23 protein-coding genes are annotated in these 25,933 nt (G+C 65.9%); 19 read left to right on the forward strand and 4 right to left on the reverse strand.

The features are described from left to right. Positions 1-25 precede the first annotated feature (25 nt). The 8 genes from HK108_RS11490 (at position 26) to HK108_RS11525 (ending at position 10,793) form a co-directional block, all read left to right on the forward strand. Complete coding sequence (locus tag HK108_RS11490; protein ID WP_181271632.1) at positions 26-2,077, forward strand: S9 family peptidase; 2,052 nt, start codon at positions 26-28, stop codon at positions 2,075-2,077. Next, positions 2,070-3,242 (forward strand): uroporphyrinogen decarboxylase/cobalamine-independent methonine synthase family protein, encoded by a 1,173-nt coding sequence (locus HK108_RS11495; protein WP_229664100.1) that lies wholly within the window; start codon positions 2,070-2,072, stop codon positions 3,240-3,242. Before HK108_RS11490 ends, HK108_RS11495 begins: the two co-directional genes overlap by 8 nt. Then, a complete protein-coding gene (gene ligA / locus HK108_RS11500; protein ID WP_181271633.1) occupies positions 3,239-5,467 on the forward strand; it encodes an NAD-dependent DNA ligase LigA in 2,229 nt (742 codons plus the stop codon). The genes HK108_RS11495 and ligA overlap by 4 nt, the downstream gene beginning before the upstream one ends. A 169-nt stretch (positions 5,468-5,636) precedes the next feature. Further along, positions 5,637-6,104, forward strand: coding sequence for a hypothetical protein (locus HK108_RS11505; protein WP_139468894.1), 468 nt, complete (start codon positions 5,637-5,639; stop codon positions 6,102-6,104). 153 nt (positions 6,105-6,257) lie between these two features. Then, a complete protein-coding gene (gene gatC / locus HK108_RS11510) occupies positions 6,258-6,563 on the forward strand; it encodes an Asp-tRNA(Asn)/Glu-tRNA(Gln) amidotransferase subunit GatC (RefSeq protein ID WP_181271634.1) in 306 nt (101 codons plus the stop codon). A 1-nt stretch (position 6,564) separates the two neighbouring features. After that, a complete protein-coding gene (gene gatA, locus HK108_RS11515; RefSeq protein WP_181271635.1) occupies positions 6,565-8,067 on the forward strand; it encodes an Asp-tRNA(Asn)/Glu-tRNA(Gln) amidotransferase subunit GatA in 1,503 nt (500 codons plus the stop codon). Then, positions 8,064-9,545: an Asp-tRNA(Asn)/Glu-tRNA(Gln) amidotransferase subunit GatB gene (gatB, locus tag HK108_RS11520; protein WP_139908498.1), complete on the forward strand. Its 1,482-nt coding sequence runs from the start codon at positions 8,064-8,066 to the stop codon at positions 9,543-9,545. The genes gatA and gatB overlap by 4 nt, the downstream gene beginning before the upstream one ends. A 213-nt stretch (positions 9,546-9,758) precedes the next feature. Beyond that, on the forward strand, positions 9,759-10,793 hold the full coding sequence (locus tag HK108_RS11525; RefSeq protein WP_229664101.1) for a hypothetical protein: 1,035 nt from the start codon (positions 9,759-9,761) through the stop codon (positions 10,791-10,793). Positions 10,794-10,806: 13 nt separating this feature from the next. Here the strand turns inward: HK108_RS11525 and def are convergent, their stop codons facing one another. Continuing rightward, a complete protein-coding gene (gene def / locus HK108_RS11530) occupies positions 10,807-11,379 on the reverse strand; it encodes a peptide deformylase (RefSeq protein ID WP_139468891.1) in 573 nt (190 codons plus the stop codon). A 382-nt stretch (positions 11,380-11,761) separates the two neighbouring features. Between def and cysK the strand changes: the two genes are divergently transcribed. The 9 genes from cysK (at position 11,762) to mdlC (ending at position 21,968) form a co-directional block, all read left to right on the forward strand. Further along, positions 11,762-12,688, forward strand: a complete 927-nt coding sequence (gene cysK / locus HK108_RS11535) for a cysteine synthase A (RefSeq protein ID WP_139468890.1) — start codon at positions 11,762-11,764, stop codon at positions 12,686-12,688. Positions 12,689-12,834: 146 nt separating this feature from the next. After that, complete coding sequence (gene epsC, locus HK108_RS11540) at positions 12,835-13,509, forward strand: serine O-acetyltransferase EpsC (RefSeq protein ID WP_139908497.1); 675 nt, start codon at positions 12,835-12,837, stop codon at positions 13,507-13,509. Positions 13,510-13,855: 346 nt separating this feature from the next. Further along, positions 13,856-15,046, forward strand: coding sequence for an LLM class flavin-dependent oxidoreductase (locus HK108_RS11545; protein WP_139468889.1), 1,191 nt, complete (start codon positions 13,856-13,858; stop codon positions 15,044-15,046). Continuing rightward, positions 15,043-15,756: an NAD(P)H-dependent oxidoreductase gene (locus HK108_RS11550; RefSeq protein WP_229664102.1), complete on the forward strand. Its 714-nt coding sequence runs from the start codon at positions 15,043-15,045 to the stop codon at positions 15,754-15,756. Before HK108_RS11545 ends, HK108_RS11550 begins: the two co-directional genes overlap by 4 nt. Before the next feature lies 1 nt (position 15,757). Then, the gene (locus HK108_RS11555) at positions 15,758-16,222 is read left to right on the forward strand and encodes a MarR family winged helix-turn-helix transcriptional regulator (protein ID WP_139468888.1); all 465 of its coding nucleotides are present in this window, start codon (positions 15,758-15,760) and stop codon (positions 16,220-16,222) included. A gap of 67 nt (positions 16,223-16,289) precedes the next feature. After that, positions 16,290-17,234: a 2-hydroxyacid dehydrogenase gene (locus HK108_RS11560; protein WP_181271636.1), complete on the forward strand. Its 945-nt coding sequence runs from the start codon at positions 16,290-16,292 to the stop codon at positions 17,232-17,234. A 189-nt stretch (positions 17,235-17,423) separates the two neighbouring features. Then, the gene (ilvD, locus tag HK108_RS11565) at positions 17,424-19,136 is read left to right on the forward strand and encodes a dihydroxy-acid dehydratase (protein ID WP_181271637.1); all 1,713 of its coding nucleotides are present in this window, start codon (positions 17,424-17,426) and stop codon (positions 19,134-19,136) included. A 158-nt stretch (positions 19,137-19,294) separates the two neighbouring features. Further along, entirely contained in the window at positions 19,295-20,236 is a 942-nt protein-coding gene (locus HK108_RS11570) for a D-2-hydroxyacid dehydrogenase family protein (protein ID WP_181271638.1), read from the forward strand. An 85-nt stretch (positions 20,237-20,321) separates the two neighbouring features. Continuing rightward, positions 20,322-21,968 carry a benzoylformate decarboxylase gene (gene mdlC, locus HK108_RS11575; RefSeq protein ID WP_181271639.1) on the forward strand — a complete coding sequence of 549 codons (1,647 nt, stop codon included), beginning with the start codon at positions 20,322-20,324 and terminating at the stop codon, positions 21,966-21,968. Positions 21,969-22,109: 141 nt separating this feature from the next. On the opposite strand, the gene HK108_RS11580 is transcribed toward mdlC, so the two are convergent. Both HK108_RS11580 and HK108_RS11585 read right to left on the reverse strand, forming a co-directional pair. Continuing rightward, positions 22,110-22,931, reverse strand: coding sequence for an aldo/keto reductase (locus HK108_RS11580; protein WP_139468878.1), 822 nt, complete (start codon positions 22,929-22,931; stop codon positions 22,110-22,112). A gap of 132 nt (positions 22,932-23,063) precedes the next feature. Then, positions 23,064-24,434 carry a PTS transporter subunit EIIC gene (locus HK108_RS11585; RefSeq protein WP_181271640.1) on the reverse strand — a complete coding sequence of 457 codons (1,371 nt, stop codon included), beginning with the start codon at positions 24,432-24,434 and terminating at the stop codon, positions 23,064-23,066. Between HK108_RS11585 and HK108_RS11590 the strand changes: the two genes are divergently transcribed. Both HK108_RS11590 and HK108_RS11595 read left to right on the forward strand, forming a co-directional pair. Further along, on the forward strand, positions 24,422-24,784 hold the full coding sequence (locus HK108_RS11590) for a PTS sugar transporter subunit IIB (protein ID WP_139468876.1): 363 nt from the start codon (positions 24,422-24,424) through the stop codon (positions 24,782-24,784). The genes HK108_RS11585 and HK108_RS11590 overlap by 13 nt on opposite strands. Before the next feature lie 123 nt (positions 24,785-24,907). Beyond that, positions 24,908-25,360, forward strand: a complete 453-nt coding sequence (locus HK108_RS11595) for a PTS sugar transporter subunit IIA (RefSeq protein WP_181271641.1) — start codon at positions 24,908-24,910, stop codon at positions 25,358-25,360. A 25-nt stretch (positions 25,361-25,385) separates the two neighbouring features. Here the strand turns inward: HK108_RS11595 and HK108_RS11600 are convergent, their stop codons facing one another. After that, positions 25,386-25,904 (reverse strand): adenine phosphoribosyltransferase, encoded by a 519-nt coding sequence (locus HK108_RS11600; RefSeq protein ID WP_139908485.1) that lies wholly within the window; start codon positions 25,902-25,904, stop codon positions 25,386-25,388. Between the last annotated feature and the right edge of the window lie 29 nt (positions 25,905-25,933).

A 25,933-nucleotide genomic window follows, 5' to 3' on the forward strand; every position in this document is an offset into this window, starting at 1 on the left:
CGGTCACTGGCGATACTCTGGGGGCATGAAGGAAAGTCCCCAAGATGTCGTCACGGCACCTTATGGAACCTGGTCCTCACCTCTGGGCGCCGCCGAGGTGGCCGCCGGTGCCGCTCCGATCTTCGACGCCGCCTTCAGGGGAGACGAGATCTTCTATTCGACGAAGATCCCCGCCGAGAAAGCCCGCACCGGGCTCGTCCGCACCTCACTGTCGCGTCCGGGAGAGCGTGAGCAGGTCATTCCGACCGGGTTCAACATCCGCTCCGCCGTCCACGAATACGGTGGCGCCTCGTGGGCTCTCGACCAGAACAGCGAAGTCATCTACTTCGTCAACGCCGCAGATCAGCGCGTCTGGCAGATCATTCCCGGGCGAGCCCCGCATGCCCTGACCCCGGACACCTCGGGGCGGATCCGCTACGGAGATCTGCACATGAGTCCGTGGGGACTGCTGTGCGTGCGCGAGGACTGCCGGTCCACCCGTCGTGAACGCGCGATTGTGCTGCTGACCAAGCACGGGACGACGAATGTGCTCTCGACCCACTCTCATTTCATGGCCTGGCCCAGACTCTCACCCGACGGCAGCAGCTTGGCATTCATCGGCTGGGAGCACCCGAACATGCCCTGGGACGGAACGACCCTGTGGCTGGTCGATGTGCGCACGCCGGCCACCCCTGCGGTCGCCGTGCTCAGCGGCGACGGCGTCGAACGGCCACGCAGAGCCGATCCGGGCATGCCGAGCCCGACCGATCCGGGCATCTCCCTGCTCCAGCCGGAGTTCACCTCCGATTCCTCCCTCCACGTCATCTCCGACCATCACGGGCAATGGTCGTTATACGGGCTCGACATCGACCCCGTCGCCTCGCGTCCCCTGGTCACCGACGACCGTCAGACGCCGGCGCCCGAAAGAATCGGATTCGACCGGCTGCGACCGGTCATCGACACCGGCGAGGAGATCGGTGGTGCCCTCTGGCAGCTGGGCACGCGGTGGCACCTCAACGACGGGGATGAGGTGTGGGCGCATTCTCAGGCGGCCACCGCGACGCTCGTGCGCTGCCGCCTCACCCCCTCCGATACAACGCTGGGTCCTTCCGACACGGCCTGGGAGACCATCGACACGACGGGGGAGACCTTCGGCACGATCGAACTCCTCGACCTCGGACGCACACACCTGCTGCTGACGGCGAAATCGACAAGGCGCCCCGGAGTCCTCTATGCCGTCGACCGGGTGACCGGACTGTTCACCGAGATCGCAAGCGAACGCCTCGACACCCACCAGGGCTATTACTCCCGCCCGCAGGTCGGCGAGCTCGGGGGAGTGCCCGTCGTCATCCACCCGCCCCACAACCCGCGCTTCGCAGCTCCCGTCGACGAACTCCCGCCCTTCGTGGTCTCGATCCACGGCGGACCGACGGGACAGGCGACTCCGGAGATGACGGCCCGCACGAGCTTCTTCACCTCCCAGGGCATCGGCGTCCTCGAGGTCAACTACGGCGGGTCGACCGGATTCGGTCGCGCCTGGCGTGACCGGCTGCGCGGCGGGTGGGGAGTCGTCGACGTCGAGGACACCGTCGCCGCCGTCAACGGACTCATCGCAGCCGAACTCGCCGATCCGAATCGCATCGCCATCTCCGGAGCCTCCTCGGGCGGGTGGACGGTGCTGTCCGCCCTGGCCTCGACGAACGTGTTCGCCTGCGGCACCTCGTATTTCGGGGTGACTGACCTCATGCGCTTCGTCGTCGACACCCACGACTTCGAATCCCACTACATCGACGGCCTCGTCGGACCCTGGCCCGCAGCCCAGGACGAATACATCACTCGGTCGCCGATCCGCCGGACCAGCGATATCACGGTGCCCGTGGCCGTCATGCAAGGCGACCGCGACCCGATCGTCCCACCCTCACAGGCCCAGGAATTCGTCGATACACTCGAACTGGCCGGAGTGGAGTACATTTACCGTCTGTACAAGGGCGAATCCCACGGCTTCGTCCGCGCCGAAACCATCATCGATTCCCTGGAAAGCGAGTTCGGATTCTATGTCGACGTCTTCGGAATCCCCCGCGCCCACCAGCATGGCTGAACCCCGATCTTCCGACCGCGAAAGCTCCGACCGCGACCGTCCCGGTGCCACCTCCACCGAGGCGGCCGCCCCCGATGTCCCGATGTCCGTTCTGCCCGCCGCCACGACCACGGGAATCTGGCTGCCCGGAGCCCGCGATCCGCACCGCGGCTATATCGCGACCAGTCCGGTCCGGGAGGCTGCGGCCTCCGGTTTCGACATCCTCGCCGACCAGCTTCCGCCGGTACCCCTGACCGCTCACCAATCCGAGGGCAGATGGGGCGCCGACGCCATCGGTCGCGCCGTCGGCCTGCTCACCGAACTCCACGTCGACCGCACATCCTACGGATGGCGCCTGACCGCCTCGGCGGGCAAAGACGAACGGCTCGAGGACTCGGCATTGATCGAAGCCTTCGACGCGATCGCCGAATACGGTGGGTCCCGGCCCGGGCAGGTCCAGATCAGCCTGCCGGGACCGTGGTCGCTCGTGACCGCGTTGAGCCTGAGCTCCGGCGCTCGTGTGCTCGGCGACTATGGGGCACGCCGCGACGTCGTCCAGGCCTACGCCTTCGGCATCGCCGCCTTCACCGACCGCATCGCGAGCCTGGGTATGCAGCCGACCGTCCGCCTCGTCGAATCCCGCCTGAACCCGGTCCTCACCGGCACCTGGCCGACGGTGTCCGGGTGGGCGAGCCTGCCCGCCATCAGCGAAACCCAGGTGTGGGCGGCGCTCGAATCCACGCTGCGCCACCTCCCGCCCACCGTGCTCGCCCTGCCGGACCTCGATTCTTTGAACCTGCAGGGCAAGGAGATTCCCGCCGCCGAGGCGGTCCGCCGCACCGGCGCCCGATCCGTGTCAGTGCCGTTGGCTAGCCTGAGACCACACAGCTGGGAGCAGCTGGCGATCCTCGCCGAGGCGGGGCTCGGCACCTGGATCCACCTGCCGGCAGCGGCCGGTGTGCGATCGGACGCGGTCAACCACTGGTGCGAACGGATCCGCACCCCGTGGTCGCGCATCGGCATGGGGGTCGCGAGTCTGCGCGAATTCGGGATCATCGCCGGACCCGAACTGCCGCTGACCTACCCGCCGCTGCTGGAAGACCAGCCGGGGATCGGACCCGAGCACAATCGGGGAACCATGACCATCGCCGCCGGTCTGCGGCGGGCTCTTGAGGAGATCGAATGACCACGACACCGGAGAACGCCGACTCGTCGACGCCCGAGCATCAGACCTCGGATTCGACCACACCCGACCTGCAGGGCGTCGACCTCACCGACGCGACCGCTCGCGCTCAGGCCCATGCTCAGCTGACCGAGAGGATCGAGGAGCTGCGGGCCGCCTACTATCAGGACTCCCTGCTCGTCTCCGATGCGGAATACGACGAACTCGTCCATCGCCTCGAAGACCTCGAGGCGCAGTTCCCCGAACTCGTCACCGACTCCTCGCCGACGCAGACCGTCGGCGGCGTCGTCGACACCTCGACCTTCGACCCGGTCGAACACATCGGTCCGATGTACAGCCTCGACAACGTCTTCGACTACGACGAACTGCGTGCCTGGTACGAACGGGTGCGGTCGGCCACCTCGGTGAAGTCGAAGTTCCTGTGCGAACTCAAGATCGACGGCCTCGCCGTCAATCTGCTCTACCAGAACGGCGAACTCGTGCGGGCGGCGACCCGCGGCGACGGACGCATCGGTGAGGACATCACCGCGAACGTGCGCACGATCTCCGATATCCCGCACCGCCTCGACACCGAGCACCCGCCGGCCGAGGTCGAGATCCGCGGTGAGGTGTTCTTCCCCGTCGAGGACTTCGCCGAACTCAACGCCTCCCTCGTCGCCGAGGGCAAGGCCCCGTTCGCGAACCCGCGGAACTCCGCGGCCGGTTCGCTGCGGCAGAAGGACCCGGCCGTCACCGCACGCCGGCCCCTGCACATGCTCGTCCACGGAATCGCCGTGTGGACACCGGCCGATGATTCGCATCCGGAGCCTGCTCACCAGTCCGAGGTCTACGAGCAGTTCCGGTCGTGGGGTCTGCCGATCAGCGACTACTTCAAGGTCCTCGCCACCGTCGACGAGATCGAAGACTTCATCTCCTATTACGGCGAACACCGTCACGATGTCACCCACGAGATCGACGGAATCGTCATCAAGATCGACGATATCGCCGTGCAGGAGACGATGGGCTATACGTCTCGCGCACCGAGGTGGGCGACGGCCTTCAAGTACCCGCCAGAGGAAGTCACGACGAAGCTCATCGACATCCAGGTGCAGGTGGGTCGGACCGGGCGCGTGACCCCATTCGCCGTGATGGAACCGGTCACCGTGGCCGGATCGACCGTCGAGCGGGCGACCCTGCACAACGGGTACGAGGTCAAACGCAAGGGCGTGCTCATCGGCGACACCGTCACCCTGCGCAAGGCCGGAGACGTCATCCCCGAGGTGCTCGGCCCGGTCGCGGCGCTGCGGGACGGATCCGAGCACGAGTTCGTCATGCCCACCCACTGCCCGTCCTGCGGGACCGAGCTCGGTGAGCAGAAGGAGGGCGACAAGGACCTGCGGTGCCCGAATTCTCGATCGTGCCCGGCGCAGCTGGCCAACCGCATCTTCTACTTGGCCTCCCGCGCGGCCTTCGACATCGAAGCTCTCGGCGAGGAGGCCGCACTGGCGCTGACGGCGCCGGCCGAACCGGACACGCCCCCGCTGACGTCGGAGGCCTTCCTCTTCGACCTCACCCCGGAGGATCTGGGCGATGTCAAGATCTGGCGGAACAAGAAGTCCAAGGGAGTGGAGACCGGTGAGCGAGAGCTTGTCCCGTATTTCTACACCCGGGGAACCGCGAAGAAGCCGAGCGCCCCGAGCGCGAACACGAAGAAGCTCTTCGACGAGCTGGAGAAGGCGAAGGATCAGGATCTGTGGCGGGTGCTCGTCGCCTTGTCGATCCGCCACGTCGGACCGACCGCGGCACGGACCCTGGCCGCGAAGTTCCGGACTCTTGAGGCCATCCGTGAGGCAAGCCTCGAGGAGCTGTCGGCCGTCGAGAGCATCGGTCCGACGATCGCCCAGAGCATCCGCGATTGGTTCGAGATCGACTGGCACGTCGAGATCGTCGAGACCTGGGCGGCCGCCGGGGTGCGGATGGAAGACGACGAGGTCGAGGCCGCCGCGCAGACCCTTGAGGGGCTGACGATCGTGGCGACCGGTTCGCTGAGTTCGTTCACCCGCGATGGCATCAAGGAGGCGATCCTCGGTGCCGGCGGCAAGGCGGCGGGATCGGTCTCGAAGAAGACCGATTATGTCGTCGCCGGTGAGAATGCCGGGTCGAAGTTGGAGAAGGCGGAGTCGCTGGGCGTGCCCGTCCTCGACGAGGACCAGTTCAGGGTTCTGTTGGAGACCGGCAGCCTCGACTGAGGTGTGCCCTGGCCTCGTGCCTGGTCCCTGGTGCCTCGCTGCAGGAGGGAATACATCCCGGTTCCGGGAGGTTCCATGGTGCGGCTGTGATTCGTTCGTGACCGAACTCGAAGTCGGGGTTCAGACTCAGCCAAGCTCAGAGACAGCTTCGAGTGGAAGAGTGTGGGACATGAGATGGATCCCCAAAGTCCTCGCCGGAACCTGCGTGGTCGTCGCCGCGGCACTGACCGCGGTGCCGGTGACGGCGGGCCTGGCGGACCTGGTGCTGGGGCCGGGACCGAACAGCACCAAACGCAATGCTCAGCCGGCACTGACCTCGATGCGCACCCCGGCCGCTCCGGTCACCGCGCGGACCGAGGAGTCGACGATTGCGTTCGACGGCATCTCGACGGACGCGCACGAGGTCATCGAAGGCACCATCGTCGACGATTCTGCGGTCGGCGCATTCTCAGCCGGCACGGACCTCGTCGCCGCCACCGCGGCCGACGCCCGGACCCGCATCGCCGATCTCGCCGCCGACCTCCAGGCCGGAGTCTCGGCCGGAGAATTCACCCAGGCCGACGCCGACCGCGTCGTGGCCGACATGGCCGGATACATCCACGGCACCCGCACCTGGCCCGAACGCCTCCCCGCCTAATAATTACTACCTGACGGCGGCCCAGCAACCTCGCGCGAGGTTGCTGGGCCGCCGTCAGGTAGTTCTGGGGGAAGGTCACAGTGCAACGGCGGGGGCGGGTCGGCTGAAGAGACTAGACTGGTGGCGAGTGAAAACGACGATGAAAGGCAGGGAATGACGGAGTCTTCCGCAATCACCCCCGAACAGGTGGAGTATCTGGCTTCACTGTCTCGGATCGCCATGAGCGACGATGAGCTGAAATCGCTCGCCGGTGATCTGAGCACAATTCTGGGAAACGTCGCCAGGGTCAACGAAGTGGCCGGCGACGATGTGCCCGCAACCAGCCACCCCATCCCGCTGACGAACGTCATGCGCCCCGACGTCGTGGGCGAGACGCTCTCCAGCGAACAGGCACTGGCCTCGGCCCCGGCAGCCGAGGACGACAAGTTCCTCGTCCCGCAGATCCTCGGGGAGGAATGAGATGACTGAACTGACGAACAAGAGCGCCCTCGAACTCGCCGCAGGTCTGAAATCCGGCGAGTTCTCCTCCGTCGACGTCACACAGGCGCACCTCGACCGCATCTCCGCCACCGAGGATGACTTCAACTCCTTCATCACCGTCACCGACGAGCTCGCTCTGGAGACCGCGAAGGCCGTCGACGCCAAGCGCTCCGCCGGTGAGGACCTCCACGCCCTGGCCGGTGTTCCGGTGGCGCTGAAAGACCTTGTCGTCACCGAAGGCACGCGTACGACCGCCGGGTCGAAGATGCTCGAGAACTGGGTTCCGCCCTACGAATCGACCGTCCACAACAAGGTCAAGGCCGCAGGACTGCCGGTGCTCGGCAAGACCAACCTCGACGAGTTCGCCATGGGCTCGACGACCGAGCACTCGGCCTTCGGCAACACCCGCAACCCGTGGAACCTCGACCACGTGCCCGGAGGATCGTCGGGGGGCGCGGCCGCAGCGCTGGCCGGATTCCAGGCCCCGCTGTCCGTGGGCACCGATACGGGCGGATCCGTCCGCCAGCCCGCCGCGTTCACCGGCACCGTCGGCGTCAAGCCGACCTATGGTTCGATCTCGCGCTTCGGCATCATCGCCATGGCCTCGAGCCTCGACCAGGTCGGACCGATGGGCCGCAACGTCGCCGACGCCGCAGCCCTGCACGAACTGCTGGCCGGACATGATCCGCTCGACTCGACCTCGCTGCCCGATGAGGTCGGCGGATTCCTGAGCGCCGCCCAGACCAGCGAGCTCAAGGGCAAGAAGCTCGGCGTCATCAAGCAGCTGGCCGGTGAAGGATACCAGGACGGAGTCCGTACCGCGTTCACGGCAGCGCTGGAAACCGCTGCCGCTGCCGGAGCCGAGATCGTCGAGGTCGACTGCCCGTCGATCTCCTACGCCCTCGACGCCTACTACCTCATCATGCCCTCCGAGGTGTCTTCGAACCTCGCTCGCTATGACGGCATGCGCTACGGCCTGCGCGTCGAACCGGAATCCGGTCCCGTCACCGCCGAGACCGTCATGTCGGCCACTCGTGCCGCAGGCTTCGGATCGGAGGTCAAGCGCCGCATCATCCTCGGCACCTACGCCCTGTCGGCCGGCTACTACGACGCCTACTACGGCTCGGCGCAGAAGATCCGCACCCTGGTCCAGAACGACTTCGCGAAGGCCTTCGCCGCCTGCGACGTCCTGGTGTCCCCGACGACCCCGACAACCGCACTGAAGTTCGGTGCGGAGAAGGCCGCCGACCCGATGGCACTCTACCTCGGCGACGTGGCGACGATCCCGGCGAACCTCGCCGGAATTCCCGGACTGTCTCTGCCTGCGGGCCTGGCCGATGGTCTGCCCGTCGGCTTCCAGATCCTGGCTCCGGCCCGTGAGGACGTCAAGCTCTACGAGGTGGCCGGACCCTTGGAAGCCGCACTCGAATCCGCCGGCGGACGCGTGCTCGACACTCTCGCGGAAGGACTGAACGCCAAGTGAAATACGAAGACGCGATCAAGAAATACGATCCGGTCATCGGCATCGAGGTCCACGTCGAACTCGGCACCGCGACCAAGATGTTCGACGCCGCCCCCAACACCTTCGGCGGGGGACCGAACACGAACGTGACCCCCACCTCGCTCGGCCTGCCCGGATCCCTGCCCGTGGTCAACGAGAAGGGTGTGGAGTACGCGATCAAGATCGGTCTGGCCCTCGGCTGCGAGATCGCCGAAACCTGCCGGTTCGCTCGCAAGAACTACTTCTACCCGGACGTGCCCAAGGACTTCCAGACCAGCCAGTCCGATGAGCCGATCGCGGCCGAAGGCCAGGTTGAGGTCGAGCTCGAAGACGGCACCATCGTGACCGTCCCCGTCGAGCGCGCCCACATGGAGGAAGACGCCGGCAAGAACACCCACGTGGGAGGGGCCACCGGCCGCATCCAGGGGGCCGACCATTCCCTCGTCGACTACAACCGCGCCGGTGTGCCGCTCGTTGAGATCGTCACCCACCCGATCACCGGTACAGGGGAACGGGCCGCCGAGGTGGCCGCCGCCTATGTGCGGACCCTGCGGGACATCTTCCGCGCCCTCGACGTCTCCGAAGCCCGCATGGAGCAGGGCAACGTCCGCGCCGACGTCAACGTGTCCCTGCGGGAGAGCCCCGAGGCTCCGCTGGGCACCCGCACGGAGACGAAGAACGTCAACTCCTTCCGCTCGATCGAACGCGCAGTGCGCTTCGAGATCGCTCGCCAGGCGACTCTCCTCGAGGCGGGGGAGAAGGTCGTCCAGGAGACCCGTCACTTCCACGAGGAGACCGGAGAGACCTCCTCGGGGCGTCCGAAGTCCGACGCCGACGACTACCGCTACTTCCCGGAGCCGGACCTCGTCCCGCTGCAGCCGTCCCGCGAATGGGTCGAGGAGCTGCGGGCGAGCCTGCCCGAGCTGCCGGCACAGAAGCGCCGCCGCCTCCTCGGGGAATGGAAGTTCTCCGACCTGGAGATGCGCGACATCGTCAACGCCGGACTCCTCGAAGCCATCGAGGACACCGTCACCGCCGGTGCGAAGCCGGCAGCGGCACGCAAATGGTGGACCGGTGAGGTCGCCCGCCTGGCCAACCAGGAGGACAAGCACCCCACCGAGATCGTCACACCCGCCCAGGTGGCAGGACTCGTCGATCTCATCAACGAGGGCAAGCTCAACGACAAGCTGGCCAAGGATGTGCTCACCGGAGTCGTCGCCGGCGAAGGCGAGCCCGCCGAGGTGATGAAGGCCCGCGACCTCGAAATCGTCGAGGACACCGGTGCACTCGAAGCCGCCGTCGAGGAGGCTATCGCGGCCAACCCCGATGTGGTCGAGAAGATCAAGGGCGGAAAGATGCAGGCCATCGGAGCGCTCATGGGTCCGATCATGAAGGCCACCCGCGGGCAGGCCGATGCCGGAAAGGCCAAGGACCTCATCCTCGCCAAGTTGGGCGTCTGAGTACAGGTCCGACTCCGATCCTGGTCGACGGCGGCGCCTGACAGTGCCGAGCAGGACTCAGGATTGATCCAGCCACACCCTCTAGACTGTGCGTCCAAGGGAACCGACCGGTTTCCCGAGCACAGCGGAGGGTGTGGCTGTTCGCATTCCCCGCAGCCGATGGCCCGCAGGGACAGGGCCGAGTGCGTGACCCACACGCGTGGAGGTGAAGCGGTGTCTGAGTGGAAATCGCTGTGGAAGAGCGAATGCGGGAAGTCCGCGCCGATCTATCGGGTGCTCGTGCCCGACAGCGTCAACGAGGCGGTGCTGCGAGCCTGGAGTGCCCGCGGATACCGCTACACGGCCGGAGCCCCGAGCGCGATCATGCTCACCGGTAGGATGAGCCGGAACTTCTTCCGCTCCAGCGTCCTGTTCAAGGGCGGCACTGCCGCCGGCACCGCCGTGACCGCGGGATTCGCGGCTCCCGGGGGACTGGCTCTGGTCTCGGGATTCGCCGACGCCGCACTGACCTTCGGCGGAATGGGTGCGGCTACCGCCCTGGGCACCGGAATCTTCGCCGCCGTCACCGGGCGCAAGTACCTGCGTGACCCGAAGCGACTGAGTCGGAAGAACCGGCGCAAGGTCGCCGGCGCCCAGTGGGTGACTCCGGCCAGTCTCGGCTATCTGCCGGGGCGCAAGGAAGGCCGGGACACCGACGAACAGCGTCTGTTCCATCTCGCGGTCACGATCGCTCGCAAGATCGTGCACACCCGTGCCTGGACCCACCCGATACTCAAAGACCACGTCTCCCGCGTCGACCTCGACCATGCCGTGGCCTCCATCGGAGTGCGGCTGCAGGAACTCGTCAGCCTGCGCGAGGAGATCGAAGGCATCCGCGATGCGGGAACCGCGAAGTCGGTGGAGACCTATCTGTCGAAGCTGGCCGTCGCATTCTCGTCGATGGCCCGCCGGGTGGAGTCGATGCACGAATACTACGAGCGGCTGCTCGAACTCGATCAGCAGCTGATGCTGCTGCACAACTCCGAACGCTCCCGCGAGCTCGGCGATCGAGTGCTCGATGTGCTGTCTCGCACCGCAGCCGATGATTCCGCCGATTGGCAGTTCAGGGAGCTGCGCATCGATGCGGATTCGCAGTCGTCGATCATCTCCGGACTCGTCGCCGAACTCGACCAGACTGCCGATGATTTCGACGACTTCGACACCCGGCTCGCCGCGGCTCAGAAGTCCGTGGACGAACTCGAAGCCTGAGCTCGCCCCCGGCTCAGTGACCGAAAGGGTCGGGGTCGACTCCCGGCATCCATGACTGGCCCGGCTGGTTATAGCCGTGAGCCTCCTGGGCTTTCTTCCACTTCTTCGACCACCGCTTGTCGAGACGGTCGACGTAGAGGGTTCCCTGCAGGTGGTCGTATTCGTGCTGCATGATGCGCGCGAACCACCCGTCAGCGCTCAGGGTCACCGGTTCGCCTTTCTCATCGAAGCCGTTGACGGTGACCCTGTCGGCACGTTTGAGGGGGAAATCGAGACTCGGCACCGACAGGCATCCTTCGGTCTCATCGTCGGGATCAGGACGGGTATCGGGAACCTTCGAGGCAATGAGCACGGGATTGACGAAGGTGCCGCGACGACGCACACCATAGTCATCGTCGGCGTTGAACACGAAGATGGACTTGCCGACACCGATCTGCGGTGCGGCCAGTCCGACACCGTTGCTGGCGTCGAGCGTCTCGTGCATGTCTGCGACGAGTTCGGCAAGGTCCTCGTCGAACTCGGTGATCTTCTCGGCACGACGATGCAGAACGGGCTCGCCGTAGACGACGATGGGATGAATAGCCATGGGGACAATCGTATCGGTCACCTGAGACCGTCTCAGACTCGGCCCGATCGCAGCGCTCGGGCGCGATCTCGGGGGAGGGCCGCCTCGGTGACCGTGTCCACCGATTGCTCAGCGGTTGATCGTATCCCGCGCTCGATCGAGTGGATGGATATGCGGCCATCTCGGGTATGTGATAGGGGCCGTCATAAAGTTTCGCCCCCAGCGAACACAGATTGTTGAGCAACATATCTGGGAACACGTTCAAGGTCGGCGTGGTTATGATGAGGGCAAGCCGTCTCGGACCACGAGATGCAAGCTGTCGCTCCACCCGTTCAGGTGCACGTCCGCCGAACGGCGAGTGGCCGCCGACGGCGGTGCACAAAGAATCGTGAAAGGACTTACTTTGACCATCTTCAACAACGTCTCCGAACTCGTCGGCCGCACGCCGCTGGTGCGCATCAACAAGGCCAGTGACCGGTCGGGCGCCGAGATCGTGGCGAAGCTCGAATCCTCGAACCCCGGCAACTCCGTCAAGGACCGCATCGGCGTGGCGATGATCGACGCCGCCGAGAAGTCCGGCGAACTCAAGCCCGGCGGAACCATCGTTGAGGCGACTTCGGGCAATACCGGCATTGCGCTGGCCATGGTCGGCACCTCCCGCGGCTACAAGGTCGTCCTCACGATGCCCGAATCGATGTCGAAGGAGCGCCGTGCTCTGCTGCGCGCCTTCGGAGCCGAGCTCGTCCTCACCGACAAGGCTGCGGGTATGAAAGGTGCCGTGGCGAAGGCGGAAGAGGTCGCCGCCGAGGGGGCCGTGCTCGTCCGTCAGTTCGAGAACAAAGCCAATGCTGAGATCCATAAGGCCACGACCGGCCCCGAGATCCTCGCCGACACCGATAACAAGGTCGACATCTTCGTTGCCGGCATCGGCACCGGCGGCACCATCTCCGGCGCAGGCGCCGCTCTGCGTGAGGCGCTGCCTGAGGTCAAGATCGTCGCCGTCGAACCCTCCGCCTCGCCGCTGCTGACCGAGGGCACTGCCGGACCGCATGCCATCCAGGGTCTGGGTGCGAACTTCGTGCCGGGCATCCTCAACACTGAGATCTACGACGAGGTCGTCGACATCGACAACGAGGTCGCCATCGAGCGGGCCCGCGAGGTCGCCAAGGAAGAGGGTCTGCTCGTCGGAATCTCTTCGGGTGCTGCCCTTGCTGCGGCTGAGCAGGTCGCTTCGCGTCCCGAGAACGCGGGCAAGCGCATCGTCGTCGTCCTCCCCGACTTCGGCGAGCGCTACCTGTCGACACCGCTGTTCTCGGAATACCTCGACTGAGCGCGAGTGAACAGCGTGAGGGCGTCAGACTTCGGTTTGGCGCCCTCGCTGTCTGAGACGTTCCCTGTCGGAGGGTCGCGGGAATTCTTCCGACCGGATCCGACTTGCACGAGATAGACCGAGACGACTGAGCAAGGGAGTCAATGATGAAGGCACTGTGGGCAGCGGCCGCGGCAGCTGCGGGGGCGGCCGCCTTTGGGCTGAGCCGACCCGGTGTGCGCGAGACGCTGAGAGAAGACCTCGAGACGGTGAAGCGACGCGATCCGGCGGCGCGCAATGATTTCGTCTCCCTGGTCTCCTACCCCGGGATGCATGCCATCTGGGCGCACCGCGGACTCCACCGGCTGTGGCAGCACGATGCCGGAAAGGTTCCGGCGCGACTGATGTCCCAGCTCGTGCGGACGCTGACCGGGGTGGAGATCCACCCAGGGGCCAGGATCGGGCGTCGCTTCTTCATCGACCACGCCAACGGAGTCGTCATCGGGGAGACCTCGGAAGTCGGCGACGATGTCATGCTCTACCATCAGGTCACCCTCGGCGGTACGTCGATGGCACAGACGAAGCGCCACCCGACGATCGGCAACCACGTGCTCGTCGGAGCCGGGGCGAAGATCCTCGGCCCCGTCGTCGTCGGCGACAACTCCGCGGTCGGAGCCAACGCCGTCGTCGTCAAGGACGTGCCGGCCGACTCGAGCGCTGTCGGCATCCCCGCGACCGTGCGCTCGAAGAAGAAGGACGGCGCCGCTTCGGCGAAGGCGGGAGCCGAGTCGTCGACGACGCACCCGGATTTCGTCCTCGAGGATCCGGCCCTCTGGATCTGAGTCCACCGCCGCGGCCATGCTCCGGTTCGCTGCTGTGCTCAGCGAACCGGTCTCGGCGAACAGACACGAAAAGCGGTTCCTGCCTACGGGCGGGAGCCGCTTTTCGTGCATTGTTGGGTCGATCCACGGTGAAAATCGGGCTGGAACCGCGGAAACACCGTGGATCGACCCAACAGTCGACCGTTTGCGATCATGGCCTCGCGTCCCACCCAGGTGACCGCTCTGGGGCCGGGAATACTTTCGCGACCATCTCTGTTAAGATTTCAACTAGTTACTTCAAAATTGAAGTTAGTCCAATCAGCAGGGCGGACGCGAGAACCGCAGCAGCCCAGATGCAGGAGGCGTCATGGAATTCGGAATCTTCACCATCGGCGATGTCACCACCGACCCCACCGACGGCACCACCGTCAGCGAACACCAGCGGATCAAGAACACCGTCGAGATCGCCAAGAAGGCCGAGGAGGTCGGACTCGACGTCTTCGCCACCGGGCAGCATCACAACCCGCCCTTCGTGGCCCCGGCGAACCCGCCGGTCCTTCTGGCCAACATCGCCGCACAGACGGAGAAGCTCGAACTCTCGACGGCGACCACGCTCATCACCACGACCGATCCCGTGCGCATCGCCGAAGACTACTCGTACGCGCAGCACCTCTCCGACGGTCGCATCAGCCTGATCATGGGCCGCGGCAACACCGGCCCCGTCTATCCGTGGTTCGGCAAGGACATCCGTGCCGGCATCCCGCTGGCGGTCGAGAACTACAACCTGCTCTACCGTCTGTGGCGTGAGAAGAACCTCGACTGGGAAGGCAAGTTCCGCACACCGCTCAACGGCTTCACCGTCACCCCGACCCCACTGGACGAAGTGCCGCCGTTCGTCTGGCACGGTTCGATCCGCAGCCCCGAGATCGCCGAACAGGCCGCCTACTACGGTGACGGGTTCTTCCATAACAACATCTTCTGGCCGACCTCGCACACTGCGCGGATGGTTCAGCTCTACCGTCAGCGCTATGAGTACTACGGCCACGGCACGGCCAGCCAGGCGATCGTCGGCCTCGGCGGTCAGGTATTCATGCGCAAGAACTCCCAGGACGCCGTCCGCGAGTTCCGTCCCTACTTCGACAACGCCCCGGTCTACGGCCACGGACCCAGCCTCGAGGACTTCTCGACGCAGACTCCGCTGACCGTCGGCTCGCCGCAGCAGGTCATCGAGCGGACCCTGAGCTTCCGGGACTGGGCTGGGGACTACCAGCGCCAGCTCTTCCTCATCGATCATGCGGGACTGCCGCAGAAGACGGTGCTCGAACAGCTCGACCTCCTCGGCGAAGAGGTCATTCCCGTCCTCCGTGAGGAGTTCGCGAAGGGCCGCCCGGCCGACGTCCCCGACGCTCCCACCCACGAATCCCTCGTCATCCGCCATCGCGAAGGCCGGGACCCGATCCCCGGCGGCGGAGAAGGTTCCCGCGCCTTCGAGGACCGTCAGGCACGCGCCGCCGAAGCGGCCCAGAATCCGACACAGGAAGGAGCCGACCGCTCATGAGCACGAACACGATGAACATCGTGGCCGTGACCACCTCCCTGAGCGAGGACTCGACCACGCTCAAGCTCACGAACCGGATCCTCGGTCAGACCGCCTCGGCGGGGGAATCGGTGGGCATCGACGTGACCACGGACGTCATCAACGTCCGCAACCTCGCCACCGCGCTCACGGATATGACCCTGACCGGGTTCCGCTCCGAAGCGTTGGAGCAGGCCTTCGCGACCATCGCCGCCGCCGATGCGATCGTCACCGTCGCACCGGTGTACAAGGCAGCCCCCGTCGGCCTGCACACCTTGTTCTGGCAGCTCGTCGACGACAGGGCGCTGAGCCGCAAGCCCGTGCTCATCGCCTCCACCGGCGGCACTGCCCGCCATTCGCTGGCCGGGGACGCGGTGCTGCGGCCGATGCTGTCCTACCTCAAGGGCATCGTCGTGCCCACCACGGTGTTCGCCGCGACCGACGACTGGGGAACCGTCGAAGGCGGCCGTGCGCTGACCGCCCGGATCCGTCAGGCGGGGGAGGAACTCGTGTCCCTGACCGCAGCGATCATCGGCGCCGGAAACGACGACCTCGCCGAGGTGGCCGACCCCGATTCGCACGCAGGTGCAGGGGCGAACGCGACCCGGGGCACCTCCTCGGCGAATCGCGGAATCGTCGACGAATTCGACCCCGCGAACGTCACCCCGTTCGCGCAGCTGCTCGAGGGCTGAGATGACGGAGATCAGATTCGGGCTCGGAAGGGAGGCGCTGGCGCAGAACGCGTGGCGGACCTATTTCGAGACCTCGCAGCGCCTCCGTCAGGCCCTCGAGGTCCAGCTCAAGGACGATGCAGGGCTCGACGTCAGCGACTACAACACTCTGCTCCTGCTGTGGGAGGCGCCGGAGCGGACGCTGACGATGAGTGCCCTGGCGAAGAAGCTCGTCTTCTCGCCGTCGCGGCTGAACTATCGGATCAAGGTCCTCGTCGACGCGGGACTGGTGACGAAGACCCAGTGTCTCGATGACGGGCGTGCCCACAATGTCGCTCTCACCGAGGCGGGGGCGCGGGCATTCCTGTCCGCCGGGTCCCAGCACAAGAGCTATGTCGACGAGATCTTCTTCGATCATGTCAGCGATGCCGAACTCGAGGTGATCGAGGCCGTCTTCACTCGGATCGGAAGAGCGCTGCCCGAGTGACGAGGCGCGTCATCTCAGAGTGACGAATCCCTCGGCACCGGGCCTGGCCGCGTGCCACAATGAGGGCATGTCCATCACCACAATCGCCTTCCCGAACTCCGAGCTCCGCAACCGTGTGATCGCTCGGATCCCCGCTCACCAGCGCGCGAACGTCGACCTCGTCGTCTTCTCCGATTCCGAACGGTCGGCCAAGCTCAGTCGTGACGATGTCGATGTCGTCATCCTGCCGTACATGGATTCCGGGCCGACGATCGAGCTGCTCGACGAGCTGCCCAACCTGCGCATGGTCATCACTCAGACGACCGGATTCGATCCCGTCGCCCACCTGCCCGAACGCGGAATCCAGGTGGCGACCGCCTCCGGCGTGCACACCGGGGGCACCGCCGAGCTCGCCCTGGCGCTGACCCTGGCCAGCCTGCGCGGAATCGATGACGCCGTGCGCTCGCAGGTCTCGCGGGTATGGGAGCACCAGCGTCACCGCTCGCTGCAGGACCGGCGGGTGATGATCATCGGCGTCGGCGAGATCGGCTCGGCCATCGCCGACCGCTTCGACCCCTTCGAAGTCCAGCTCACCCGAGTGGCCTCGACCGCACGTGAGGACGAGCGCGGGAAGATCCACGGCGTCGACGAGCTGCCGGAACTACTGCCCCACACCGAGGTGGTCGTGCTCATCACCCCGCTCAACGAGGGCACCCACCACCTCGTCGATGAGAAGTTCCTCAGCCTGCTTCCCGACAATGCGCTCATCGTCAACGTCGCCCGCGGCAAGGTCGTCGACACGGAGGCGCTTGTGGCGGAACTCGCCGCGGGCCGGCTCCATGCCGCCCTCGACGTCACCGATCCGGAGCCGCTGCCGCGCAACCACGCGCTGTGGGGCACCCCGAACACCCTCATCACACCCCATGTCGGAGGCGACACCTCGGCGTTCGAACCACGGGTCGTGAAGATCCTCGCCGAGCAGGTCAGGCGGATCAACGACGGCGAGCAGCCGGTCAACCTCATCAAGGCCTGAGATGCCGTGAGCTGGGGCCCGAGGCGCAGCGAATCGCGGGCCTGAATCGCCGGCAATAGGTCACGCGAATCTGACCTAAGCAGGGCCGGAACATGGCCCCGCGGTCGGACTCTCGCATGGTTCCCACGAGAGGTTCCACCATGCGAGAGTCCGGCATGCGGATGCTGAAATCGGGCGTAGCATGCCTGCATGAGCATCGATACAGACAACACCACTCCCGACATCAAACCCCGTTCTCGCGATGTCACGGACGGCCTCGAGGCCACCGCCGCACGCGGCATGCTGCGCGCCGTCGGCATGGGCGACGACGACTGGGTGAAGCCGCAGGTCGCGATCGCGACATCGTGGAATGAGATCACCCCCTGCAACATGTCGCTGCAGCGTCTCGGTTCGGCCGCCAAGGAAGGCGTCCACGAGGCCGGTGGCTTCCCGCTGGAATTCGGCACCATCTCCGTCTCGGACGGAATCTCGATGGGCCACGAGGGAATGCACTACTCGCTGGTCTCCCGCGAGGTCATCACCGACTCCGTGGAAACCGTGATGAGCGCCGAACGACTCGACGGCTCCGTGCTCATGGCCGGCTGCGACAAGTCGATCCCCGGAATGCTCATGGCCTCCGCCCGCCTCGGGCTCTCGAGCGTCTTCCTCTACAACGGTTCGATCATGCCCGGAACCGCGAAGATGGAGGACGGCTCGGAGAGGGAAGTCACCCTCATCGACGCCTTCGAAGCCGTCGGCGCCTGCCGTGCGGGCACCATGTCCCAGAAGGACGTCGACGCCATCGAGCGCGCCGTCTGCCCCGGTGAGGGTGCCTGCGGCGGAATGTACACCGCGAACACGATGGCCTCGGCCGCCGAGGCCATGGGCATGTCCCTGCCGGGCTCGGCTGCTCCGCCGGCCATCCACCGCAACCGCACGATGTTCGCTCGCAAGTCCGGTGAGGCTGTTGTCAACATGCTGCGCCAGGGCATCACCACGAAGGACATCATCACCCGCGAATCGCTGCACAACGCGATCGCCGTGGTCATGGCCTTCGGCGGTTCGACGAACTCGGTCCTCCACCTGCTGGCCATCGCGCACGAAGCCGGAGTGGAGCTCGAACTCGATGACTTCAACCGCATCGGCGACAAGGTTCCGCACCTGGGCAACGTCAAGCCCTTCGGACAGTACGTGATGAACGACGTCTTCAAGATCGGCGGCGTGCCCGTGATCATGAAGGCTCTCCTCGATGCCGGTCTGCTCAACGGCGACTGCCTGACCGTGACCGGCAAGACCGTGGCCGAGAACCTTGAGTCGATCAACCCGCCAGACCCGGACGGGAAGATCCTGCGCGCGCTCAACAACCCGATCCACGCCACCGGCGGCCTCACTGTGCTGCAGGGATCGTTGGCTCCCGAGGGTGCGGTCGTGAAGTCCGCGGGCTTCGACGCCGATGTCTTCGAGGGCACCGCTCGCGTCTTCGACCAGGAGCAGCCGGCCATGGACGCCGTGCTCAATGGAGAATTGAAGAAGGGCGACGTCGTCGTCATCCGCTATGAAGGACCCAAAGGCGGACCCGGAATGCGCGAGATGCTCGCGATCACCGGCGCCATCAAGGGCGCGGGCATCGGCAAGGACGTCCTGCTGCTCACCGACGGTCGCTTCTCCGGCGGTTCGACCGGCCTGTGCATCGGCCACATCGCCCCCGAGGCAGTCGACGGCGGTCCGATCGCGCTCGTCGAGGACGGTGACAAGATCACCGTCGATATCGCGGCCCGCTCGATCGAGCTCCACGTCGACGAGGAGGTGCTGGCCGAGCGTCGCAAGACCTGGACGCTGCCCGAGAACCACCGCCTCACCGGTGTGCTCGGCAAGTACGCGAAGCTCGTGCAGTCGGCATCGAAGGGCGCGGTCTGCTTCTGATCCAGTTCTAGGTCCGTTGCTGATTCCGCTTGCCTTCGGGTGACGCTCAGCGATATGGAACGGTTTCACCATCGCCGAGGCGGTGCAGACGTCACGTCTGCACCGCCTCGGCGATCGGCTCTAGGATGTAGGTCACACGACTTCAGGAGAGGAACACAATGCGCATCGTCGTTCTCGATGACTATCAGCAGGTGGCAGGCAAGTTCGCGGACTGGAGCGGTCTCGACGCCGAGGTCGAGTTCATCGATCGTCACATCGTCGACGACGATGACCTGGTGCAGGTCCTCTCCGGCGCCGAGGTGGCTGTGGCGATGCGGGAGCGAACCGCCTTCACCGCCGGCCGGCTGGAACGGCTGCCGGACCTCCGTCTGCTCGTGACCACGGGACGGGTCAACGCCTCCATTGACGTGGAGGCGGCGCGTGCGCAGGGGATCGTGGTCTGCGGAACCGAGTCGACCACCTCGGCGACACCGGAGCTGACCTGGGGACTCATCCTTTCCGTTCTGCGCAGCATCCCGGCCGAGGACGCCGCTGTCCGAGGCGGCGGCTGGCAGTCGACCGTCGGGGGAGACCTCGATGGGCACCGCCTCGGCGTGGTCGGTCTGGGACGTCTGGGAACGAAGGTCGCGCGGGTCGGTGCGGCCTTCGGAATGGACGTCGTGGCGTGGAGCCAGAACCTCGACGCGGAACGGGCGGACGCCCTGGGCGTGCGCGCGGTGAGCAAGGACGAACTGTTCTCCACCGCGGACGTGGTGACGATCCACTACAAACTCAGCGACCGCAGCCGAGGACTCGTGGGAGCCGCCGAACTTGAGACGATGAAGCCCGACAGCATCCTCGTCAACACCTCGCGCGCCGGACTCGTCGACACCGACGCGCTCATCACCATGCTGGAAGCAGGTGGGATCCGTGGGGCCGGACTCGACGTCCACGACGAAGAGCCGCTGCCGGTGGACCATCGCCTCCGCAGCACACCGCGCACTGTGCTCACCCCGCACCTGGGATACGTCACCGAAGACACCTATCGGATCTTCTTCACTCAGGCGGTCGAGGACATCGCAGCCTGGGTCACAGGAGAGCCGATCCGCGTGCTGGGCTGATGCGCCAACGGATATGGTGAGGTGGGAGAGGCGCCACGCAACTCGGCTCCTCCGTGCGAGAACTATGAACGAAAGCAGAGGCACAATGGTCGACCAATCCGACAGAGACGACGGAGAGAAGACAGTCCTCGACGCGAGTCTGGAGGTCTTCCGTGCCCACGGGATGACGACGATCTTCGGAAATCCGGGATCGAACGAACTGCCGTTCCTCGCAGGACTGGGCGACGACTTCCGGTTCGTCCTCGGTCTGCACGAGCAGGTCGTCGTCGGTATGGCCGAAGGATTCGCACGGGCCACGGGAGGGCCGGCGTTGGTGAATCTGCACGCCGCCTCGGGGTCGGGCAACGGCATGGGGGCGTTGACGAACGCCCACTACGGCCACGTTCCGCTGGTCGTCCTCGCAGGTCAGCAGGTGCGCCGCACCGTCGGTCAGGAGACGATGCTCGCCAGCGTCGATGCCTCGATGCTGCCCGCCCCGCTGGTGAAGTACTCGCACGAGCCGCTGTCGGCCACCGACGTGCCGCGCACGCTGTCGCAGGCGGCACTCGAGGCAACCACCCAGCCGAGTGGTCCCGTCTATGTGTCCGTTCCGCTCGATGACTGGGACGAACCGGCCCTCCCCGATGACGCACTGTTGGCGAAGCGTTCGGTGACGACGGCAGGAACCATGCCGGAGTCGCTGCGCCGCGAACTCACGGACGTTCTCGACGGGGCACAGAACCCTGCCCTCGTCCTCGGCCCGCAGGTCGATGCCGCAGCCGTGGCTGATCCGACGGTCTATGAGGACGCAATGGTGCTGGCCGAACGCCTGAACGCCTCCGTCTACGTCGCACCCTCACCGACGCGGTGCCCGTTCCCGACGACCCATCCGAACTTCGAAGGCGTCCTGGTTCCGGGCATCCGATCGGTGCGCGACCGATTGTCCGGCCACGACGTCGTGCTCGTTATGGGAGCCGCCACGTTCCGGTACCACCGCTGGGAGCCGGCGAACTATCTGGCGCCGGGCACCGAGGTCATCCAGATCACCCAGGACCCGCGTGAGGCGACACGGGCACCGTTCGGCCGCGCCGTCGTCGCGGACGTCGCGACCGCGCTCGCCGACCTCGCTGCAGCGACGACGGATCGAGGAACTCGCCGAGGCGACCGTGGGTCTCGAATCGTCACCTCCCCGCCGCGGTCAGAGCAGGGAATGACCGGCACCGAGGTGCTCGCCGTGCTCAACGATCATGTCGACGACAGCGTCGTGTACGTCAATGAGACGACCACCCTCGACCTCGACTACCTCGAGCGGATCGTCATCGACAGGCCGGGCATGTACCACTTCCCGGCCTCGGGAGGGCTCGGCTTCGGGTTGCCGGTCGCGCTGGGTTTGGCGATCGGCGACCCGGAGAAGACCATTGTCGCCACCGTCGGTGACGGGTCGGCGAACTACGGGCTCACAGCTCTGTACACGGCCGCCCAGTTGGGCACGAAGACGATCTTCGTCATCGTCAACAACTCCGGATACGGTGCGCTCTCCGGATTCGCCGAGCGGATGGGCGTCCCTGACATCCCGGGGCTGACTCTGGGCACGATCGACTTCGTGTCGTTGGCGCAGGGCTACGGTGTCCCGGCCAGCCGGACCACGACTCGCGAGGAATTCGACGCGGCCTACCGTGAAGCGCTGCAGGCCGACGGACCGGTGCTCATCGACGCCGTCGTCCTCGGCGTCGACGGGCGGACGGTGGCGTGACAGAACGACGAAGCCGCCGGAGAGTCGGAACTCTCCGGCGGCTTCGTCATTGCTCGACCTGACTGCCCAACCGGCCACGTCGGTCACGATCGTTGGTCGGGGTGGGCCGCCTCGGCGAGGTTTTGGTCGAACCTGAACGGGTCAGTTCACCTCGGCGGGATCGGCCGAGACGCGGCCGCCGTTTTCGAGCGCGTCGATGGCTGCCACCTCGGCGTCGGTGAGTTCGAAGTCGAAGACGTCGAAGTTCTGCTCCATGCGGTCGCGGTTGTTCGACTTCGGGAAGACGACGTGACCTTTCTGCAGGTGCCAGCGGATGATCGCCTGAGCCCAGGACTTCTCATGGGCGGCGGCGATCTCACCGATGACGGTGTTCGCGTAGTCGACCTTGCCCTGGCCCAGCGGACCCCAGGCTTCGATCTTGATGTCGTGCTCGGCAAGCAGCGGACGGGTCTCGACCTGCTGGAACTGCGGGTGGACCTCGATCTGGTCGACGGCCGGGATGATGCCCGTATCGAGGATCTCCGGCAGGAAGCGGTGGTCGAAGTTCGAGACGCCGATCGAGGTGGTCAGGCCCTGGTCGCGGTAGCCGGGGAAGGCCTCCCAGGTCTCGACGGAGTTCTTGTTCGCCGGGGTCGGCCAATGGATGAGGTAGAGGTCGACATGGTCGAGGCCGAGCTTCTCCAGGGATTCTCCGAGGGCCCGCTTGGATTCCTCCGCACCGTGGCGGTCATTCCACAGCTTGGTCGTCACGAAGAGTTCGTCGCGGGAGATCCCGGACTTCGCGATGGCCCGGCCTACGCCTTCCTCATTGCCGTAGACGGCAGCGGTGTCGATGTGGCGGTAGCCGACTTCGAGGGCGTCGGTGACGATGCGTTCGGTCTCGTCGGGGTCGACCTTGAAGACGCCGAATCCCAGCTGCGGGATCGTCTTGCCGTCGTTGAGAGTGAGTGTGGGAACCGTCATGGTGCCGCCTTTCGTCACGTATGCACTGGTCAGGACGGATCCGAGGCTGATCGGGTCCGCCGGTTCGGCACCCGGTGAGGGCACCGAACCGAGCGTATAACGTCACCGGGCCCCGGAGCATTCCATGGACGGTCAGCTTCTGCCCTCGTCCTGTGCGCGCTTCTTGCCCGTGGACTCTTCGGCGGCGATCTGGGCTTCGTCGAAGACCGAAGGAGCACCGGTGCCGGTGTCGGTCTCGTCCTCGCGGCCCGGGGTGTGCAGATTGAACTTGATGATCGCCCACCGGAACAGGAAGTAGTAGATGACGGCATAGGCCAGGCCGATGACCAGCAGAAGCAGGACCGGTCCGATGCCGCCGGACAGTTCCGACGCTCGACCGAGGTTGAGCAGATAGTCCAGCGCACCGGCCGAGAAGCCGAATCCGGATTTGATGCCGAGCGCATTCACCAATGCCAGAGATGTGCCGGTGAGCACGGCGTGGACCGCGTAGAGCGGGAATGCGACATAGGCGAAGGCGTATTCGAGCGGCTCCGTGATTCCGGTGATGAACGCGGTCAGCGCCACCGAGAGCATGATGCCGCCGACGACCTTGCGACGCTTCGGGTGGGCGGTGCGGTAGATCGCCAGGGCTGCGGCCGGCAACGCGAACATCATGATCGGGAAGAAGCCGGTCATGAACGACCCCGTCCAGTCGGCCGTGCCGTCCACACCGGAGAAGAAGCAGGTGATGTCGCCGTGCGCGGTGTCCCCCGAGGAGGTCGTGCACGAACCCAGCTGGAACCAGGGCAGATTGTTCAGCAGATGGTGCAGTCCGAAGGGAATGAGGAGACGGTTGATGGTACCGAAGACGAACCCTGTGCCCGGGTTGGCGCCGTGCTCCATGAGGAAGCCGCCCACGCCCTTGTTGATGAGGGCGTCGAAGACAGGGTAGATGAGGGCCATGATCACGGCGATGATCATTGTCGCGACCGCAGTGACGATCGGGACGAAGCGGCGTCCGCCGAAGAAGCCGAGGTAGGTCGGCAGTTTGATCCGGTGATAGCGCTGATAGAGCAGGGCGGTGATGATGCCGACGACGATTCCGCCGAGCACTCCGAAGTTGATGACGTTCTCGCCCTCACCGTTGTCCGAGCCGAAGCCCGGAGCCATGGCGGTGAAGACTCCGGTGAGGACCATATAGCCGACGACGGCAGCCAGTGCCGTGGAGCCGTCGGCCTTCTTCGCGAAGCCGATGGCCACACCGACGGCGAAGATCAGCGGCAGGTTGTCGAACAGAGACGAACCGGCGGCCGCGAAGACCGTCGCCACCGGCAGCAGCCAGTCCGCGAACTGGCCGAGTCCCTCGGCGCCGAGCATGTCCGGCTGGCCGAAGCGCATGAGCAGGGCCGCGGCCGGAAGCACGGCGATCGGGAGCATGAGGGAGCGCCCGACGCGTTGGAGCTGGGCGAACCCTGGTATCGCCTTCCTGCGCTTCTTCGGTGCCTCAGCGGATGCGGTGGTCATCGGATTCCTCCTCGGAAGTGGGGCCGTCGGTCACGAGTCGCCGTAGACTTGTGACGCAGATCGCAGAACGTGAAATCGACGCCGGCGCGTGGACGCCGGAGATGAAGGTGACAGACATGGACAAAGCAGCACAGATCCTCGCCGGACTGGGCGGTGCCGACAACATCGACGACATCGAAGCGTGCATCACTCGCCTGCGCGTCGAGGTCGACGATGACTCTCTCGTCAACGAACAGGCGCTCACGGCAGCCGGTGCTTTCGGTGTGGTGGTGCAGGGAAGCGCGGTCCAGGTCGTCGTCGGTCCGGAAGCCGACAACCTCGTCGATGACATCGAAGACCTCATGGGCTGAGTCACGTCTTCGTCTCCTCTGCTCGCCGGTGAGCATCTGCTGGTCGACAGTGATCCTTGTCTGTAGTCTGAGGTCAGTCTAGGCGAAGTACAACTGATTTTGGAGAAAGGCGGCCTGCTGACTATGGCAGTCACGATCGCTGCACCCATCACCGGCACGGTGATCCCATTGACGGAGGTTCCCGACCCCGTCTTCGCAAAGGCGCTCGTCGGCCCCGGTGCGGCCGTCGACCCCGGCGAGGCCGCGACCCTGACGGTCACGGCTCCTGTCGCGGGAAAGCTGACGAGCCTCAAACCCCACGCCTTCGTCATCTCCCACCGACCCGATCAGGGTGTGCTCGTCCACCTGGGCATCGACACCGTTCACCTGAAGGGAGGGGGTTTCACGCTCCGTGCCGAGGCCGGGCAGCAGGTCGAGGCCGGCGAAGAGATCGTCGTCTGGGACTTGGCCGCCGCCCGTGAAGCGGCGAAGTCCGTGGTCGTTCCGGTCGTCGTTCTCGAAGCCGACGCCGAAGACCTGTCTCTCGCCGAGGCGGGGCCGATCGCGGCCGGCGACGTCCTCATCCGCATCGGCTGAGGACGTCCGAGTCAGCTGAGGCGTCTCACTCCGCGAAGAGGGTATGAACCTCGCCCGTATGCTCGCGTCCGCCGAGCGCGGTGAGCTCAAGGACGACGGCTGAGCCGATGACCTCGGCGCCGAGATCGGCGACCAGGGACTGGGCCGCTGTGAGCGTTCCGCCGGTGGCGAGGATGTCATCGATGAGCAGCACGCGCTCGCCCTCCTTCAGAACATCGGGACCTTCGATCGTGGCAGTGCCGTATTCGAGCGTGTACGACACAGCAGCCGCTGGGCGGGGGAGCTTTCCAGCCTTGCGGATCGGCAGGATTCCGACTCCCGTCATCGCGGAGATGGTACCCGCGAAGAGGAAGCCACGGGCCTCGAGCCCGCCGACGATATCGAACTGACCTGCGAAAGGCTCGATGAGCGCCTCGGTGACGGCCCGCATCGCCGGACCATCGGCGAGCAGCGGGGAGATGTCGCGGAAGACAACTCCCGGTTCGGGATAGTCAGGAATTGAGGTGATGAGGCTCTGGGCGCGGCCGAGATCAGATTGAGTCACGGCACAACGATACTCGGTGACGCCATTGT

Origin of the sequence: Brevibacterium sediminis (assembly GCF_013623905.1) — a bacterium.
GTDB classification, from domain to species: domain Bacteria; phylum Actinomycetota; class Actinomycetes; order Actinomycetales; family Brevibacteriaceae; genus Brevibacterium; species Brevibacterium sediminis.